The 15,957-nt window shown below is 71.2% G+C and carries 14 protein-coding genes; 8 read left to right on the plus strand and 6 right to left on the minus strand.

The features are described 5' to 3' along the window. The first annotated feature begins 27 nt into the window (after window positions 1-27). The 6 genes from O1R50_RS05940 (at window position 28) to O1R50_RS05965 (ending at window position 6,718) form a co-directional block, all read left to right on the plus strand. The gene (locus tag O1R50_RS05940; RefSeq protein WP_408612625.1) at window positions 28-2,268 is read left to right on the plus strand and encodes a xanthine dehydrogenase family protein molybdopterin-binding subunit; all 2,241 of its coding nucleotides are present in this window, start codon (window positions 28-30) and stop codon (window positions 2,266-2,268) included. Beyond that, window positions 2,265-3,284 carry an XdhC family protein gene (locus tag O1R50_RS05945; protein WP_270108986.1) on the plus strand — a complete coding sequence of 340 codons (1,020 nt, stop codon included), beginning with the start codon at window positions 2,265-2,267 and terminating at the stop codon, window positions 3,282-3,284. The genes O1R50_RS05940 and O1R50_RS05945 overlap by 4 nt, the downstream gene beginning before the upstream one ends. Window positions 3,285-3,370: 86 nt before the next feature. Next, window positions 3,371-3,766, plus strand: a complete 396-nt coding sequence (locus tag O1R50_RS05950) for an allophanate hydrolase-related protein (RefSeq protein WP_270108987.1) — start codon at window positions 3,371-3,373, stop codon at window positions 3,764-3,766. A gap of 184 nt (window positions 3,767-3,950) precedes the next feature. Further along, window positions 3,951-5,303, plus strand: a complete 1,353-nt coding sequence (allB, locus tag O1R50_RS05955; RefSeq protein WP_270108988.1) for an allantoinase AllB — start codon at window positions 3,951-3,953, stop codon at window positions 5,301-5,303. Further along, window positions 5,300-6,343, plus strand: a complete 1,044-nt coding sequence (gene alc / locus O1R50_RS05960) for an allantoicase (protein WP_270108989.1) — start codon at window positions 5,300-5,302, stop codon at window positions 6,341-6,343. The genes allB and alc overlap by 4 nt, the downstream gene beginning before the upstream one ends. 15 nt (window positions 6,344-6,358) lie before the next feature. Then, window positions 6,359-6,718: a tRNA-binding protein gene (locus tag O1R50_RS05965; protein ID WP_270108990.1), complete on the plus strand. Its 360-nt coding sequence runs from the start codon at window positions 6,359-6,361 to the stop codon at window positions 6,716-6,718. Between the two features lie 6 nt (window positions 6,719-6,724). On the opposite strand, the gene O1R50_RS05970 is transcribed toward O1R50_RS05965, so the two are convergent. The 4 genes from O1R50_RS05970 to O1R50_RS05985 all read right to left on the minus strand — a co-directional run bounded on the left by O1R50_RS05970 (window position 6,725) and on the right by O1R50_RS05985 (window position 10,907). Then, window positions 6,725-7,444, minus strand: coding sequence for a polyamine aminopropyltransferase (locus tag O1R50_RS05970; protein WP_408612612.1), 720 nt, complete (start codon window positions 7,442-7,444; stop codon window positions 6,725-6,727). Window positions 7,445-7,490: 46 nt separating this feature from the next. Further along, window positions 7,491-8,420, minus strand: a complete 930-nt coding sequence (locus tag O1R50_RS05975) for a 2-hydroxyacid dehydrogenase (RefSeq protein WP_270108992.1) — start codon at window positions 8,418-8,420, stop codon at window positions 7,491-7,493. 236 nt (window positions 8,421-8,656) lie between these two features. Further along, window positions 8,657-10,180 (minus strand): sensor histidine kinase, encoded by a 1,524-nt coding sequence (locus tag O1R50_RS05980; RefSeq protein WP_408612626.1) that lies wholly within the window; start codon window positions 10,178-10,180, stop codon window positions 8,657-8,659. A 43-nt stretch (window positions 10,181-10,223) separates the two neighbouring features. Next, the gene (locus O1R50_RS05985; RefSeq protein WP_270108994.1) at window positions 10,224-10,907 is read right to left on the minus strand and encodes a response regulator transcription factor; all 684 of its coding nucleotides are present in this window, start codon (window positions 10,905-10,907) and stop codon (window positions 10,224-10,226) included. Between the two features lie 216 nt (window positions 10,908-11,123). Here O1R50_RS05985 and O1R50_RS05990 point away from each other — a divergent pair, with 216 nt between their 5' ends. Then, entirely contained in the window at window positions 11,124-11,711 is a 588-nt protein-coding gene (locus O1R50_RS05990; protein ID WP_270108995.1) for a PepSY domain-containing protein, read from the plus strand. A 267-nt stretch (window positions 11,712-11,978) separates the two neighbouring features. Here O1R50_RS05990 and O1R50_RS05995 read toward each other — a convergent pair whose 3' ends face one another. Then, window positions 11,979-12,560 carry a dihydrofolate reductase family protein gene (locus O1R50_RS05995; protein WP_270108996.1) on the minus strand — a complete coding sequence of 194 codons (582 nt, stop codon included), beginning with the start codon at window positions 12,558-12,560 and terminating at the stop codon, window positions 11,979-11,981. 277 nt (window positions 12,561-12,837) lie between these two features. Here O1R50_RS05995 and O1R50_RS06000 point away from each other — a divergent pair, with 277 nt between their 5' ends. Beyond that, window positions 12,838-13,275, plus strand: a complete 438-nt coding sequence (locus O1R50_RS06000) for a hypothetical protein (RefSeq protein ID WP_270108997.1) — start codon at window positions 12,838-12,840, stop codon at window positions 13,273-13,275. Window positions 13,276-13,356: 81 nt separating this feature from the next. Here the strand turns inward: O1R50_RS06000 and O1R50_RS06005 are convergent, their stop codons facing one another. Next, window positions 13,357-15,483, minus strand: a complete 2,127-nt coding sequence (locus tag O1R50_RS06005; RefSeq protein WP_270108999.1) for an anthranilate synthase component I — start codon at window positions 15,481-15,483, stop codon at window positions 13,357-13,359. Between the last annotated feature and the right edge of the window lie 474 nt (window positions 15,484-15,957).

Genomic DNA, 15,957 nt, shown 5'->3' on the forward strand with positions numbered 1-15,957 from the left:
GCGAACCCCACCGGGCCTGCGCCCGCAATGACTCCGACCCCGCCGACAAGGGCAGCCGGCGGGGTCGGAACCCCACCTCTGGGAACCGGGGGCGTCGGGTCCAGTCCCGCCCGCCCCGACGCCGAGGCAAAAGTGAACGGCGCGTTCGACTACGCCTCCGACCTCAGCTTCCCGGGGATGCTGTGGGGACACACCCTGCGCAGCCCCCACCCGCGCGCCCGGATCCGCTCGATCGACACGACCGCCGCGCAGGCGATCCCGGGCGTCGAGGCGGTCCTGACAGCCGCCGACGTCCCGGGGAAGCTCCATTACGGGCTCATCGAGGACGACCAGCCCGTGCTCAGCTTGGGTGAGGTCAACTACCAGGGCGAGCCGGTCGCGATCGTCGCCGCCGGGTCCCTCGACGTCGCCCGCCGCGCGGCCGAGCTGATCGAGGTCGACTACGAGCTGCTCGAACCGCGCTGCGATCCTGAGGACGCCCTCGAGGCGGGGAGCTTCTTCAGGTACCAGCCCGTCCGCCTCGGCGACCCGGACGCGCAGGTCCCGGCCGCGGTGGTCGCGCGCGAGTACGTGGTCGGCATGCAGGACCAGGCGCCGCTGGGCCCCGAGTCCGGTGCGGCCGTGCCCACGGCCGACGGCGGCGTCGAGCTGTACGTCGCGACCCAGTGGGTGCACTCCGACCTGGAGCAGATCGCGCCCTGCCTCGGCCTGGAGCCGGACCGCATCCACATCGCGATCGCGGGGATCGGCGGCGCGTTCGGGGCCCGCGAGGACCTGTCCGTGCAGGTCCACATGGCGATGCTGGCGCTCGCGACCGGGCGGCCGGTGAAGATGATGTACGACCGGGCCGAATCCTTCGTCGGCCATGTGCACCGCCACCCGGCGCGGATGCGGTACGAGCACGCGGCGGACGCGGACGGGAAGCTGCTGTACGTGAAGGCCCGCATCGTCCTCGACGGCGGCGCGTACGCCTCCACGACCGAGGCCGTGGTCGGCAACGCCGCCTCACTCGCGGTGGGGCCCTACGAGGTCGAGCATGTGAGCGTCGACGCGTGGGGCGCTCGCACCAACAACCCGCCGTGCGGGGCGATGCGCGGCTTCGGCGGCGTCCAGACCTGCTTCGCGTACGAGTCCCAAATGGACGCACTCGCTGAGGCGCTCGGACTCTCGCCCGTCGAGTTCCGCCGCCGCAACGCGGTCGCCCAGGGCTCCAAGCTCATCACCGGCCAGATCGTCGACGCCTACGACCCCGAGCGGGCCGACGACGGCAGGCCGTTCTCGCCGCTCGCGGACATGCTCGGCCGCTTCAAGGAGATCCCGGTCCCGGCAGTGCCCGCCGGGCGCGACATCGTCGACCTGCCCGGCGGCACCGGCAACACCACGCACGGCGAGGGCGTCCGCCGCGGCGTCGGCTACGGGGTCGGGCTCAAGAACGTCTGCTACTCCGAGGGCTTCGACGACTACTCGACCGCCAGCGTCCGCGTCGAACGCGTCGACGGGCAGACCGTCGCGTTCGTCCACACCGCCGCCGCCGAAGTGGGCCAAGGGCATTGGAGCCTGCAGGCGCAGATCGCCCGCACCGAGCTCGGCGTCGACCGGGTCGAACTGCTGCCCAACGACACCAAGGCCGGCTCCGCCGGGTCCTCCTCCGCCTCCCGGCAGTCGTACATGACCGGCGGCGCCGTCAAAGCCGCCTGCGAGGCCGTGCGGGAACTCCTGCGCGACCGCGACCTCGCCGACGGGCCGGTCGAGGCGACGCGCGTGTTCCGCCACCGCGAGACCAAACCCATGGACCCCGTGACGGGCCAAGGCGAGTCGCACGTCCAGCTCGCCCTGTGCGTCCACCGCGCCACCGTCGACGTCGACATCGAACTCGGCCTCGTCAAGGTCGTCGACCTGACCTGCGTGCAGGACGTCGGGAAGATCATGAACCCCGCCGCCCTCGAAGGGCAGATCCACGGCGGCACCGCTCAAGGGCTCGGCCTCGCCGTCATGGAGGAGATGATCACCGAGCAGGGACGCGTCAGGAACGCCTCCTTCACCGACTACCTCATCCCCACCATCCTCGACATGCCCCCGATGCGGCTGCGCATCGTCGAGAACGCCGACCCCGAAGCGCCCTACGGGCTCCGCGGCGCGGGCGAACCGCCCACGCTCTCCTCGACGCCCGCGATCGTCGCCGCCATCCGGGACGCGACGGGCCTCGCACTCACACAGATCCCGGTCAGGCCCGAACACCTGACCGCCCACCTCGGGAGGCAGCCATGAGGGACATCGCCGCGACACTCCGCGCCTGGATGGACGAAGGGAAACCGTTCGCGCTGGCCTCGGTGGTCGGCACCGAAGGGTCTTCGCCGCGCCCGCTCGGCACGGCGCTCGCCGTCGACGCTGACGGCACTGCCGTGGGCGGCGTCTCGGGCGGCTGCGTCGAGGCCGCCGTCTACGGTCGCTGCCAGGAGGTCCTCGAGACCGGGACGGCCGCGGTCGACACCTTCGGCTCCACCGAAGAGGAACGGTTCTTCCTGGGCCTCACCTGCGAAGGCACGATGGACGTGCTCGTCGTCCGGGTCGAACCGGACGATCCCGCCATCGCCGCCGCCCTCGACGCGGTCCTCGGAGGCGAGGCCGTCTCGCTGGTGCGCGCCGTGGAGGGCCCCGACCTGGGCGCGGCGGTCGCCATGAGCGCCAACGGGTTCGCCGGGCGCCTCGAACTCGGCGCGATCGACCTGCCGGCCGCTTCGGGCCGCGTCGGCCCCTTCGCCGTCGAGGCCTACAAGCCGCCGCCCGAGCTCTACGTCTACGGCGCGGTCGACTTCGCCGCGCCGATCGTGCGGATCGCCAAGACGGTCGGTTTCCGAGTCACCGTGTGCGACGCGAGGCCCGTGTTCGCCACCGAGATCCGCTTCCCCGACGCCGACGCGATCATCGTGGACTGGCCGCACCGCCACTTCGACGCGGCCGAGATCGAAGCGACCACCGCCGTCGTCGTCCTCACCCACGACGAGAAGTTCGACCTGCCGCTCCTCGAACGCGCCCTCGTCTCCGAGGCCGGGTACATCGGCGCCATCGGCTCCCGCGCCACTCACCGCGACAGGCTCGAACGGCTCCGCGAGGCCGGAATGGGCGAGGAGGCGCTCGCCCGCCTCCGCTCGCCCATCGGCCTCGACCTCAACGGCCGCACCGCCGAAGAGACCGCCATGTCGATAGTCGCCGAGATCATCGCCGTCCGAAACGACGCCCGCGCCGGATTCCTGACGGAGGCCGAAGGCCCCATCCACCACTGACCCGCGGCACGACCGCCGCATCCGACGCCGCGGCCGAGCCGACCGCGAACCGCGACACCAGCAACCGAACACCGAAGGAGCCGACGATGGTCCACATGTTCCTCAACGGAGGCGGCATGAAAGGCGGCAACCTCCACCACCTCATCGGCGGCGCGCCCTTCGTCGGCCCCGCCACCACCCTGCCGATCTACCGGCTCCACTCGGTCGGCGACGACCACCCTGCCCTCCAAGCGGCGCCTGAAGGCCGAGGCGCGGCCATCGAAGGCGAGCTCTACGACATCGACCTCGCCGTCCTGCGCACCTCCCTCCTGCCGGCCGAACCCGCCGACCTCGAACTCGCCGTCGTCGGCATGGCCGACGGCACCGAAGCCCTCGGCATGCGCCTGCGCGACGACTGCGCCGACCTGCCCGAACTCATCGACATCACCGCCCACGGCTCCTGGCGCGCCTACCGCGCCGCGAAAGCCGAGGCCGCCCCATGACCCGAACGCGCCCCCGCCGCGCCGCGCCACCGGAGCCGCCGACCGCACCGCGGCGACCCGCCGCCTGAGGAGCGGACCGACCCGGCGCCACCGCAGCGGCCCGGCCCGGGCCACGCAACGCCCGCGCCGCCGTCCGCTCCACCTCCGATCCTTCGACGTAACCGAGCGAGCACCTGGAGTCACCATGATGACCGACCCCTACGACATCTCCGCTCCCGTCATCTACGACCTGGTGCTCCGCTCCCGCCGCACCGTCCTCCCCGACGGCGAACAGCCCGCCGCCGTCGCCATCGCGGGCGAGCGCATCGCCGTCATCGGCGACTACGACGAACCCATCCCCGCCCACCGCACCGAAGACCTCCGCGACCACGCCCTCCTCCCCGGCCTCGTCGACACCCACGTCCACGTCAACGAACCCGGCCGCACCCACTGGGAAGGCTTCGCCACCGCCACCAGGGCCGCCGCCGCAGGCGGCGTCACCACCATCGTCGACATGCCCCTCAACAGCCTCCCGCCCACCGTCGACACCGCCGCGCTCGCCGCGAAACGCGCCGCCGCCGAAGGCAAGACCTGGGTCGACACGGGATTCTGGGGCGGCGCCGTACCCGGCAACGACACCGACCTCAAAGGCCTCCACGACGCGGGCGTCCTCGGCTTCAAATGCTTCACGGCCCCCTCCGGCGTCGACGAATTCCCGCCGCTCGACACCGCCGCCCTCCACCGCGCCTGCGCCACCGTCGCCGCCCTCGACAGCCTCCTCGTCGTCCACGCCGAAGACCCCGCCCACCTCCACGAGACCCGCAGCGCCCCGAGCTTCGCGACCTTCCTCGCCACCCGGCCCCCCGAAGCCGAGACCAGCGCCATCCGCGAGGTCATCGCCGCCGCCAAGGCCACCGGCGCCCGCGTCCACCTCCTCCACCTCGCCGCCGCCGAAGCCCTCCCCGAAATCCACGCCGCCAGGCAGGACGGCGTCCGCATCACCGCCGAAACCTGCCCCCACTACCTCACCCTCGCCGCCGAGCACATCCCCGACGGCGCCACCGCCTACAAATGCTGCCCGCCCCTCCGCGACGAAGCCAACCGCGACGCCCTCTGGGACGGACTCCGGGACGGCCGCATCGACATCGTCGTCACCGACCACTCACCCAGCCCACCCGCCATGAAAACCGCCGACTTCGCCACCGCCTGGGGCGGCATCGCCTCGATCCAACTCGGACTCCCCGCCATGTGGACCGAAGCCCGCCGCCGCGGCCTCGCGCTCCCCGACCTCGCCCGCTGGATGTGCACCGGCCCCGCCGACCTCGTCGGCCTGCACCGCAAAGGCCGCATCACCACAGGCGCCGACGCCGACCTCGTCGCCTTCGACCCCGACCGCGAATGGACCGTCCACGCCGAAGACCTCCTGCACCGCCACCCCGTGACCCCTTACGACCGCCAGGCGCTCACGGGCAAGGTCGTCTCGACCTGGCTGCGCGGCAAGCGCATCGACACCGACGCCGCGCCGCGCGGCCGACAACTGCGAAGGAGCCCCCGATGACCGACGTCTCCGTGCCCGTCCCCGAGCCCCGCCCCGGCGACACCCCTCCCGCCCCCGACGACTGGCGGACCCTGCCCGACCTCGCCGCCCGCGCCCTCGGCGGATCCGTCCTCGCCGCCAACGACGAGTCCTTCGCCGAGAAGGAAAGCCTCATCCGGCCCTACCCCGTCCTCCACCAATCCCACACCTTCGGCCACAAAGGACAGCTCTACGACGGCTGGGAGACCCGCCGCCGCCGCGAACCCGGCCACGACTGGGCACTCGTCCGACTCGGCGCCCCCGGCATCATCCACGGCATCACCATCGACACCGCCTACTTCACCGGCAACTACCCGCCCCGGATCTCCGTCGACGCCTGCCGCATCGACGGACACCCCGCCCTCACCGAAACCCTCGACGCCCCCTGGCGACCACTCGTCCCCATATCGGAAGCCAAGGGCGACAGCGTCAACGAATACACCGTCAACGACCCGCGCCGATACACCCACGTCCGCCTCAACATGCACCCCGACGGCGGCATCGCCCGCCTCCGCGTCCACGGCACCCCCGTACCCGACCCCAAGGGATTCGCCGACCTCCCACTCGACCTCGCCGCCCTCACCAACGGCGCGGCGATCACCGGCGCCTCGAACGCCTTCTACTCCAACCCCATCGGCGCGATCATGCCCGGCCTCCCCACCAGCCAAGCCGACGGCTGGGAGACCGCCCGCCGCCGCGAACCCGGCCACGAATGGCTCGACGTGCGCCTCGCCGGACGCGGCGTCATCCGCATCGCCGAACTCGACACGACCCACCTCAAACACAACGCCCCCGGCCACGCCGCGATCGAAGCCCACGACGGCGACACCGCGTTCGAGCTGCTGCCCCGCACCAGCCTCCAACCCGACACGCCGCACCGCTTCGCCCTCGACAACGACCGGCCCGCGACCTCGGTGCGGCTCAACATCTACCCCGACGGCGGCATGGCCCGACTGCGCCTCTACGGCCGCCTCACCGACGAAGCGCTGGCGGAAATGCGGCGGCGGTTCGCGGCGGCCTAGCGCTATCCTGCGGCGATGACCGAACCCACCGAGACCCCCGAGGCCAGCTCCGCCGAGGAGTTCTTCCGCACCGAGATCCGCGCCGGCCGCGTCGTCAAGACCGAGGTGAACGCGAAGGCGCGCGTCCCCGCGTACAAGCTGTGGATCGATTTCGGCGCGCACGGCGTCAAGCAGTCGAGCGCGCAGATCACCGCCCGCTACAGCGCCGAAGAACTGGTGGGGCGCATGGTGGCGGCGGTGACGAACTTCCCGGCGCGCCGCATCGCGGGCTTCAAGTCGGAGGTGCTGGTGCTCGGCGTCCCCGTCGAGGGCACGGATGAAGTGGTGCTGCTGGCCCCCGACGCGGACGTCCCGCTCGGCGCACGGATCGCCTGACGGTCGCTAGGTCCGGATCGCGGTGTACACGGTGTTCGAGGAGCGGCCGCCGGTGTAGGGGTTGTCGAACCACACCCGCTTGGCCTTGACGGCGGTGAAGACCTCCATGAGGACGGTCATGAACTCCGGCTCGGGCGGGTCGTCGGACCAGATCGCGAACACTCCCGCGGGTTTCAGGTGCTCGGCCATGGCCCGCAGGCCCGCCGGGGTGTAGAACTCGGCGTGCGGCGAGTGCAGGACGCGGCTGGGGGAGTGGTCGATGTCGAGCAGGATCGCGTCGAAGGTCCGGCCGGGCCGCTCGGGGTCGAAGCCGTCGGCGCTCGTCGCGGCGGCGAAGAAGTCCGCGCACGCCAGGTGCACGCGTTCGTCGGCCGCGAGGCCGACCGTGTCGGGCAGGAGGTCGCGCTCGTGCCAGTCGATGACCGCTTCCGAGTACTCGATCACCGTCAGGTCGCGCACCCGCGGGTCCTCGAGGGCCGCGAGCGCGGTGTAGCCGAGGCCGAGACCGCCGACGATCACCTCGAGGTCGCCGGCGCTCTCGACCCGGGCGAGGCCGAGGTGCGAGAGTTCCCGCTCGGCCACCGTGAACAGGCTCGACATGAGGAAGTCCTCGTCGAGCTTGACCTCGTAGACCTCGGCCCGCACCTCAGGGTCGTACCGCCGTCGCAGGCTGATCTCGCCCATCGGCGAATCACGCCAGCCCAGTTCCTCGAATCGCGTCATCACCGCACCATCGAACCATCAAAGGTCCAGCGTGCGGCAACCCGCACCGCTAATAGCCGTTCGCGACCACGTTGTGGAGCGGTTCACCGGCCGCGAAGCGGCGGATCTGGTCGCCCACGCGAGGGTAGACGCGTTCGATGAAGCCGTGGACCGCGCCGCCCACGTGCGGGGTCACGATCGCGCCCTCCAAGCCCCACAGCTCGTGGTCGGCGGGGAGCGGTTCGGGCTCGGTCACGTCGAGGGCGCAGCGCAGCCGTCCCGAGGCGACCTCGGCGGTCAGTGCGGCGGTGTCGACGATCTTGCCGCGGGCCGCGTTCACCAGGAGCGCACCGTCGCGCATGCGCGCCAGGAACGCCGCGTCCACCAGGCCCTCGGTCTCGGGGGTCAGCGGCACCATGACCACCACGACGTCGGCTTCGGGGAGCAGCCCGGGCAGGTCGGCGAGCGTTCCGACGCCGGGCCGCGCGGTCCGGGCGACCATGTCGACCTTCATGCCGGAGGCCTCGAACCGGCGCGCGACGGCCGCTCCGATGGAACCGGCGCCGATGATCACCGCGGTCTTCCCGAACAGCGTCGCGCCCCAGGCGAGCTCCCATTTGCCCTCGGCCTGGTTGCGGGCGAACACGTCGAGCCGCCGGACCGAGGCGAGGGTCGCGGCCATCACCCATTCGGCCGTCACTTCGGTGTGCGCGCCGCGGTTGTTGCAGAGCAGCACGCCGTCGGGGACGAGCGGCACCCACTGCTCGACGCCGGCGCTGAGCAGCTGCAGCACTTTGAGGTTCGGCATGTCCTTCAGCACGGGCGGTGTCGCGTACGACATCCCGGGCAGGGTGGCCTTGGGTGCGGCCGGGGGCACCAGGAAGGCGACATCGGCAGAGGCGGACGGGTAGTCGCCGCCGTCGTACACCTCGACGACGACGCCGTCGGGAACCGGGCCGAGCCGGTCGAGCCCGGCCTCGTGGGGAATCCATGCTTTCATGCGGCCATCGTAGGGACCGCCGCCCGCCCGCCTTGCGCCGAGACCGACCGGAAGGCGAGCACCGATCACAGCAGTGGTCCGCCGATCGCCGTGGCGCTCTGCGGCACCGGTTCAGTCGCGGCGTCCGATGCCGGCGAGTGCCCGTCCGCCCATCTCGACCGATACCCGCGATGCCGCCCGGCCGTCTCGTCCGATGTCGGCGGCCTCGACCCCCAGAGCGTTCCTCCCCTTCCCTCTCACCACCCCCTTTCGGTGCGGCGCAGCGCAAGACGGAACAGCGCGCCGCCTTCGGGCGCGTCGAGCACGTAGACCATCCCGTGATGCTCCAGCGCCACGTCCTGCACGATCGCCAATCCCAGGCCCGCGCCGCCCTCGTCGCGGCTGCGGGACTCGTCGAGCCGCACGAACCGGTCGAAGATCCGCCGCCGCTGGCCCTTGGGGACGCCGTTGCCGTCGTCGGCGACGTCCAACCGCAGCCAGTCGTCGTCCTCGGCCGCCAGCCGCACCGAGACCGCACCGGCGGCGTGCCGCTGCGCGTTCGTGAGCAGGTTCCCGACGGCCCGGGCCAGGTGCCCGCGCACGCCCCACACCGTCAGGTCCTCCTCGACGTCGAGCCGCACCGGCACCCGGTCGGTGGCGGCCCGGCGGGCGACCTCCTCACGTACGAGCTCCGTGAACGGCACGTCCACATGCGGCGGCCGTTCCCCGGCGTCGAGGCGCGCGAGCAGCAGCAGGTCCGTGGCGAGGTCTTGCAGGCGCGTCACGTCGCCGAGCGTCGCGTCCAGGTCGAGCAGTTCCGGGTGCTCGCGGGCGATCTCCAGTTGGGTGCGCAGGATCGCGAGCGGGCTGCGCAGCTCGTGGGAGGCATCCGCGACGAACCGCCGCTGCTGCGCGACGGCCGCGTCGAGCGCCGCGAGGGTCATGTTCGTGGTCCTGGCGAGGCTGTGGATCTCGTCGCGGCTCGCGGGCACCGGTACGCGCCGGCTCAGGTCGCCGCCGGTGATCTCGATGAGCTCCTTCTGGATCGCCCGCACCGGACGGAGCGCTCGCCGGACCACGAGCCAGGTGACCACGGCGACCACGAGCAGCAGCGGCGCCAGCGTCCACGCCATCGCGGCTCCGACGCTGTCCACGGCGTCTTCCTGCGTCTCAAGGGAAGCGCCCGAGAAGACGGCGTAAACGCCGCCGTCGGGGGCCGTGGCCGAGAGCGCCGCGAACCGGTAGGACGCGTCCTCGCCGGGGAGCGTCACTGTCTCATAGGCGATCTTCGATCCGACGGAGCCGCCGGCCGCCGAGGTGGCCGGGGCGTCGCTCGAGGGCGTCTCCGAGTCGTCGTCATCAGCGTCCTCGTCCTCGTCGTCGCCGTCATCATCGGTTTCGGTCTCGGCTCGCGCGGTCTCGGCCGGTTCGGGTGTCGGGTCGGGTTCGGGGGCGAAGGCGCCGACGACATCGGCGCCCTCGAGATCCTCGCTCGCGGCGACCACAGTCCCGTTCGCGTCCACGACCTGGACGAGCTCGTCGTCATCGGGCAGCTCGATCGCCGCGGGCGCCGCGCCCGAGGCGAGCTGGCCGGCGACGGACCGCGCGCTGACCTCCGCGGTGAGTTCGGCGCGGCCGTAGAGGTTGTCGCGCAGCAGGGTCACGACCAGGAGCCCGGCGGCGACCAGCGCGACCGCGACCACGAGTGTCGCGCCCACGGTGGTGCGCGCCCGCACGGATTCCGGCCGCCAGAAGGGCTTCTTTCCTTCAGCGTTCTTCATGGCGCGCCGGATCTCGGCCTGCTGCGCCTTGTCCGCCTGCGCCCTAGCCACCGTCGGCCGCCAGCCGGTAGCCCGCGCCGCGGACGGTCGCGATCGAGGCGCGCTGGTACGGAGCGTCGATCTTGCGGCGCAGGTTGGAGATGTAGACCTCGACGATGTTCACGTCGCCGTCATAGGCGAAATCCCACACGTGGTGGAGGATCTCCGATTTGGAGACGACCTCCCCGGCACGGCTGGCCAGGTACTCCAGGACCGAGAACTCCTTCGAGGTGAGCTCGACCGGCTCGCCGCCTCGGCGGCAGGCGCGGGTGGCCGGGTCGACGGTGAGGTCGCCGAAGCGCCACACGGTGGGTGCGGCGGCCGCGGACCGGCCGCGGCGCATCATCGCGCGCAGGCGCGCCTGGAGGACTACGAAGGAGAACGGCTTGGTGAGGAAGTCGTCGGCGCCGGTGTCGAGGCCCTCGGCCTCGTCGTATTCGCCGTCTTTCGCGGTGAGCATGAGGATCGGCGTGGCGATGCCCTCCTGGCGGAGGGTCGCGCAGACCTGGTAGCCGTTCATGGAGGGCAGCATGATGTCGAGGATGATCGCGTCGTAGTCGCCGATGCGGGCCTTCGACAGGCCGGTGCGGCCGTCATGGGCGAGATCGACGGCGTACCCCTCGGCCGTCAGCCCGGCGGCGACCATCTTGGCCAGCCGCTGCTCGTCTTCCACCATCAGCAATCGCATGTCCCGAAGCTTGACACAGCGAACCTGAAGCCAACCTGAAGTCGCTCGCGGACACGTGAATGCCGCCTCTGCCAGCCGAAACCATCACCCCGCCCGCGGCTTGCCGTCTCGCTGCCGCGTTTCCTGAAGTCGGCTTCAGGTGACTTCAGCTTGGCTTCAGGTTCGGGGGCGCATCGTTGCCGTCATCAGATCCGCACGGCACCGAAAGGACCAGACATGAACGCTCCCAACGACACCCAGCAGGCTCCCACCCCCGACCAGCCCGAGGCCTCGCAGCGCCGCCGGTTCCGCGGCCGCCAGCGCACCCTCGTCATCGCGGGTACCGCGGGCGTCCTGCTCCTAGGCGGCGGCACCGCCGCCGCCTTCGCCGCCGACGACATCGACGACAGGGAGGACCGCGCCGCCGAGCAGACGGCGAACGACGCGGACGACCGCGACGACCTCGATGACGCGGACGACCGCGACGGCACCGATGACGACGACTTCGCGCTCCCTGACGGGGCCATCGGCGAGGACGCGGCCGTCGAGGCCGCACTCGCGGAGGTCCCGGGCGAGGTCTACGACGTCGACCTCGAAGGCACCGCCGAGGCCCCGATCTGGGTGGTCGAGTTGACGGACGCCGACGGCGCCGAATGGGACGTCGCGGTCGACGCCCTCGACGGCACGGTCACCGAGGTGGTCGCCGACGACGACGTGAACGACGATGACGGCGACGACACGGACGACGCCGATGACGACGCCGATGACGACGGCGACGACACGGACGATGACGCCGACGACCAGGATGGCAACGACAACGACTAAACGCTGAAGTCCGCCCGGCCCGAAAGGGCCGGGCGGCCACCGGCACGGTGCGACCGCAACCGCGTCACCGACCCCCGATGACGACCACAGCCGAACACCGTTGCAGGGCAACGACCCGCATCGCGGGTCCACAGACCAGAACGGGCCGGACCGTCCGGACCTGAGCGGTATGCCAGCCGTTCGGCTCCGGCCCGAAACATCAGGGCGGGTGGGGGGAGGGGAGGGGCCCCTCCCCTCGGTTCGTACTCGAACCGAGGGGGCCTCGCGCTACTTCACCTTGTAAGTGAGGCAGGCGAACTGGCCGACGCTCTTCGTCTCGGTCAGTTCGAGGTGGTGGGAGAGGATGCGGCGCGGCAGGAGCGGTGCGCCGTCGCCGAGGAAGACCGGCGCGAGCGATACGCGGATCTCGTCGAGGAGTCCGGCGTCGAAGAACTGGCCGACGAGGTCGCCGCCGCCCACGATCCACCGGTCCTTGTCGCCCGCGACCTCGGCCATCTCGGCGTGGACCGCCGCGACGTCGCCGGACGCGAAACGGATGTCCTTGCCCGGCACCGCCGGGAGGTCCCGGCTCGTGAACACCCAGCAAGGCGACTCGTACGCCCACTTGTCCGGGTTGTCGAGCGGGTGCTCGTACTCGAGGATCCACTCATACGTCGTGGAGCCCATGCAGATCGCCCCGACCCCGGCGAGGAACTCCCCGAACTCGTCGAGCGGGGTCTCCGCGTCCCCGCCCTCCTCGGACTGCTCCGGATGGCCCCCGGGCACGGTGAAGAGCCACTCGAGTGAGTTCTCGGGGTCCGCGAGGTAGCCGTCGATGCTGGTCGCTGTGTTGTACACGGTTTTCGCCATCCCGCCAGCCAATCACGGGCCACCGACATTCCGCCGACGAACCCGGCGACCCGCTCGGACCGGCAGCCGGGGCCGGATGTCCTTGACCCCCAACGGACTCGGCCTTCGCAGCCAGCCGATCGGCAAGGTCGGAACGAGAACGGTCGTCGAGATGGAACGGGTTCTGCTGCGGAGGTGTCGGGCCCGATCAGTCTGTCGACTTCCCGACATTGCCCGTTTTGTGCACTAACACCCGCTTCTTCGTAATTAGATTGATATCACGCTAAAAGGCGTAATCATGATCAAGTTCACCAAAGGGGTGATCCTGGTAATGAAGAAGTTCTTCACTGCCATCGGCGTCATTGCGGCCGCGGTCGCGCTGTCGTTCTCCGCCGCGTCCTCGGCCGCCGCGGCTCCAACCGCGCCCTTCGACGTGCCGACGCCCATGAAATCGCGGATCGAGAGCACGACCGTCCCGGCCGCCGCCTCGGAGCAGCGGACCTGCAGGGCCCGATTCACCGAAGGCGTCAACCACCGCCGCCTCGCCGAGGTCGACTCGTCGATCCTCGAGGTCATTCCGGCCGGGACCTGGGTCCCCGTCTCCTGCGAGCGCGGATCCGGAGGCGAGTACCGCGCCTGCGGCCTCACCAGCGACTACTGGATGGAGGTCTACTGGAACGGCGCCTGGGGCTACAGCGCCTGGTCCTGCGTCCAAGCCTGGGAATACACCTCGTAGCGCCGAAACCAGAACGCCCGCAACGGAAAGAGCCGGAAGCGCCCTCGCGCCCCCGGCCCTTTCCGTGTCAGAGCGGGACCCTCAAGCGGTCAGCCGCAGCACGTTCCCGATGATCCGGTGCCCGTGCGCGCCCGCCGAGGTCAGGATCGACTCGGGGTGGAACTGCACCCCGAACCAGCGCTTGCCGGGCGCCTCGATCGCCATGACGACCTCGTCGATCGCCGCGGTCGGCGCGAAATCGCCCTGCACCTGGTCGGGCGTGGCATACAGCGAGTGGTATCGCGCCGCGGTCACCTCGGTGGGCAGCCCGTCGAACAGGCCGCCGCCGGCCACCTTCACGTTCCCGGGCTTGCCGTGGCTCGGCTCGTCGAGCAGCGACAGCGAACCGCCCGCGTGCTCGACCATCGCCTGGAGCCCCAGGCACACCCCGAACGCGGGCAGGCCCTGCCGTTCGATCTCATCGAGCAGCCCGGCCGTGTCGAAGTCCCGCGGCCGTCCCGGCCCGGGCGAGAGCACGACCAGGTCTGGGGCGAGCTCGGCCAGCGTCTTCGCCGCGTCGAAGCCGAACCGCAGCGTCGTCACCTCGCAGCCGTGCTGGCGGAAGTAGTCGCCGAGGGTGTTCACGAACGAGTCCTCGTGGTCCACGAGGAGCACCTTGCGGCCGACACCCGCGGGACCACCCGCGACCTCGATCGGTTCGGGGACCACCGCGGCCGCGCCGATCCCGCCCGCCGCGGTCTCCAGCAGCGCCCGGGCCTTCAAGTGGGTCTCGGCCTCTTCGGCGTCGGGGTCGGAGTCGTAGAGGAGCGTCGCGCCCGCGCGCACGCACGCCACGCCGTCGCGGATCTGCGCCGTCCGCAGCGTCAGGCCGGTGTTCATCGAGCCGTCGAACCCGACGAAGCCGACCGCACCGCCGTACCAGCGCCGCGGCGTCGTCTCCTGCTCCTCGATGAACCGCATCGCCCAGGTCTTCGGCGCACCGGTCACCGTCACCGCCCACATGTGCGTCAGGAACGCGTCGAGCGCGTCCATCTCCGGCCGCAGCCGCCCCTCGATGTGGTCGACGGTGTGGATCAGCCGCGAGTACATCTCGATCTGCCTGCGCCCGAGCACCTTCACCGAACCCGGCACGCACACGCGGGCCTTGTCGTTGCGGTCCACGTCGGTGCACATCGTCAGCTCCGACTCCTCCTTCGAGGAGCCGATGAGCTCGGCGATCTGGGAGGCGTCGTGCATCGGGTCGTCCCCGCGCGCGATCGTCCCCGAGATCGGGCAGGTCTCCACCCGGTCGCCCGTGACCCGCACGAACATCTCCGGCGAGGCGCCCACCAGGTATTCGCGCTCGCCGAGGTTGAACAGGAACTCGTACGGCGCCGGGTTGGCGGTGCGCAGCCGCTCATAGAACAACGTCGGCGAATCGCACGCGGCGTACATCTCGTGGCCCGGCACGACCTCGAACAGGTTGCCGGCCTTGAACTCCTGCCGCGCGCGGCGCACCGTGTCGGCGTACACGCCCGGCACCGGCCCGTCCGGCACCGACTCGGCCGTCACGTAGTCCAGGGATTCGGTCTCGCGCGCCAGGCCCTTCGTGGAGCGCCCGCCGAACGAGAAGTCGTAGCGGCGCACCTGCGCGGTCTCGCGCTTGCGGTCGACCACGTAGATCTCGTCCGCCAGGTGCAGCACCAGGTCGCGGGCGTCGGCGGGCCGGTCCTTCGCGAACGGGATCGGCTCGAACTGGTAGGCCAGGTCGTACCCGAACGCCCCCCACAGGCCCAGGTACGGGTCGTCGCACTTGAGCGCCTCGAGGATCACCCGCAGCGCCGAGAACGCCGTCGGCAGCTTCGAGCGCAGCTCCTCGGGGACGCGCTCGGTCGGCGTGGGGACCTCGACGTGCACCTCGCGGTCGCACCGGGTCACCTCCCCGACCCCGGACGCCTCCAGCGCGTCGGCGAGCACGTCGACGAGCAGGAACCCGCGGGCGTTCAACTGCCGCACCGTCACCGTGCGGCCGCGCGCCACGACCTCGAGCGACGGGTCGACATAGGCGAGGTGGTACCGCGAATAGCGGCCCGGATACTCCATGCCGCTCGAGAGCACCCCGCCGCGGCGCGTCTCCACCTGCGCGACGATCGGCGTCAGGTCGGGGTCGTCGAGTTCACTGACGTGGCGCTCAACCGTCACCCCGGCGGGTGTAAGGAACTTGGTCATCGGCCCTCTCATTGGGTCTCAGGTCCCGACTCGAGGCGGCCGACCCCGGATACGACGAAGCGACCGCCTTCGAGACGGTCGCTTGCTTCTTGCACGCAAAAGCAGGGACGCCGCCTCAGCGACGCCACCACCAGTTGCGTGCGTGGATTCTCACAGGCCGAATACTACATGCCCAGTGCGTGGGACCGACGCCGGTGCGCTGCGGGGACGCGCCGTAAATCCCTCGCGAACCTCCCCCGGCGCAGCGCTACACTTGCGGACAACAGCGTCGACCCGGCCATCACCGGCGAGCTTCCGGAAGAACCGGCCCCGCGAATCCGCGGAACCGCAGTAGAACCGGACGGGCGCGGCCCGTCAGCGCCGCCGAATCAAGCGGGCGCACCCTGTGCGCCAAGCGAGGTGGTACCGCGGGTCAGGCCCTAGCAGAGCCGGGACTCGTCCTCGCACACCGAACGTCCGCAAGGTGTGTGTGAG

The organism is Glycomyces luteolus (assembly GCF_027622875.1).
GTDB classification, from domain to species: domain Bacteria; phylum Actinomycetota; class Actinomycetes; order Mycobacteriales; family Micromonosporaceae; genus Glycomyces; species Glycomyces luteolus.

Excerpts from the sequence above, each read along its gene's own strand:
- O1R50_RS05940 (WP_408612625.1), top strand. The coding sequence starts at position 28 with ATGACTCCGACCCCGCCGACAAGGGCAGCCGGCGGGGTCGGAACCCCA.
- O1R50_RS05945 (WP_270108986.1), top strand. The coding sequence starts at position 2,265 with ATGAGGGACATCGCCGCGACACTCCGCGCCTGGATGGACGAAGGGAAA.
- O1R50_RS05950 (WP_270108987.1), top strand. The coding sequence starts at position 3,371 with ATGGTCCACATGTTCCTCAACGGAGGCGGCATGAAAGGCGGCAACCTC.
- allB (WP_270108988.1), top strand. The coding sequence starts at position 3,951 with ATGATGACCGACCCCTACGACATCTCCGCTCCCGTCATCTACGACCTG.
- alc (WP_270108989.1), top strand. The coding sequence starts at position 5,300 with ATGACCGACGTCTCCGTGCCCGTCCCCGAGCCCCGCCCCGGCGACACC.
- O1R50_RS05965 (WP_270108990.1), top strand. The coding sequence starts at position 6,359 with ATGACCGAACCCACCGAGACCCCCGAGGCCAGCTCCGCCGAGGAGTTC.
- O1R50_RS05975 (WP_270108992.1), bottom strand. The coding sequence starts at position 8,420 with ATGAAAGCATGGATTCCCCACGAGGCCGGGCTCGACCGGCTCGGCCCG.
- O1R50_RS05980 (WP_408612626.1), bottom strand. The coding sequence starts at position 10,180 with ATGAAGAACGCTGAAGGAAAGAAGCCCTTCTGGCGGCCGGAATCCGTG.
- O1R50_RS05985 (WP_270108994.1), bottom strand. The coding sequence starts at position 10,907 with ATGCGATTGCTGATGGTGGAAGACGAGCAGCGGCTGGCCAAGATGGTC.
- O1R50_RS05990 (WP_270108995.1), top strand. The coding sequence starts at position 11,124 with ATGAACGCTCCCAACGACACCCAGCAGGCTCCCACCCCCGACCAGCCC.
- O1R50_RS05995 (WP_270108996.1), bottom strand. The coding sequence starts at position 12,560 with ATGGCGAAAACCGTGTACAACACAGCGACCAGCATCGACGGCTACCTC.
- O1R50_RS06000 (WP_270108997.1), top strand. The coding sequence starts at position 12,838 with ATGATCAAGTTCACCAAAGGGGTGATCCTGGTAATGAAGAAGTTCTTC.
- O1R50_RS06005 (WP_270108999.1), bottom strand. The coding sequence starts at position 15,483 with ATGACCAAGTTCCTTACACCCGCCGGGGTGACGGTTGAGCGCCACGTC.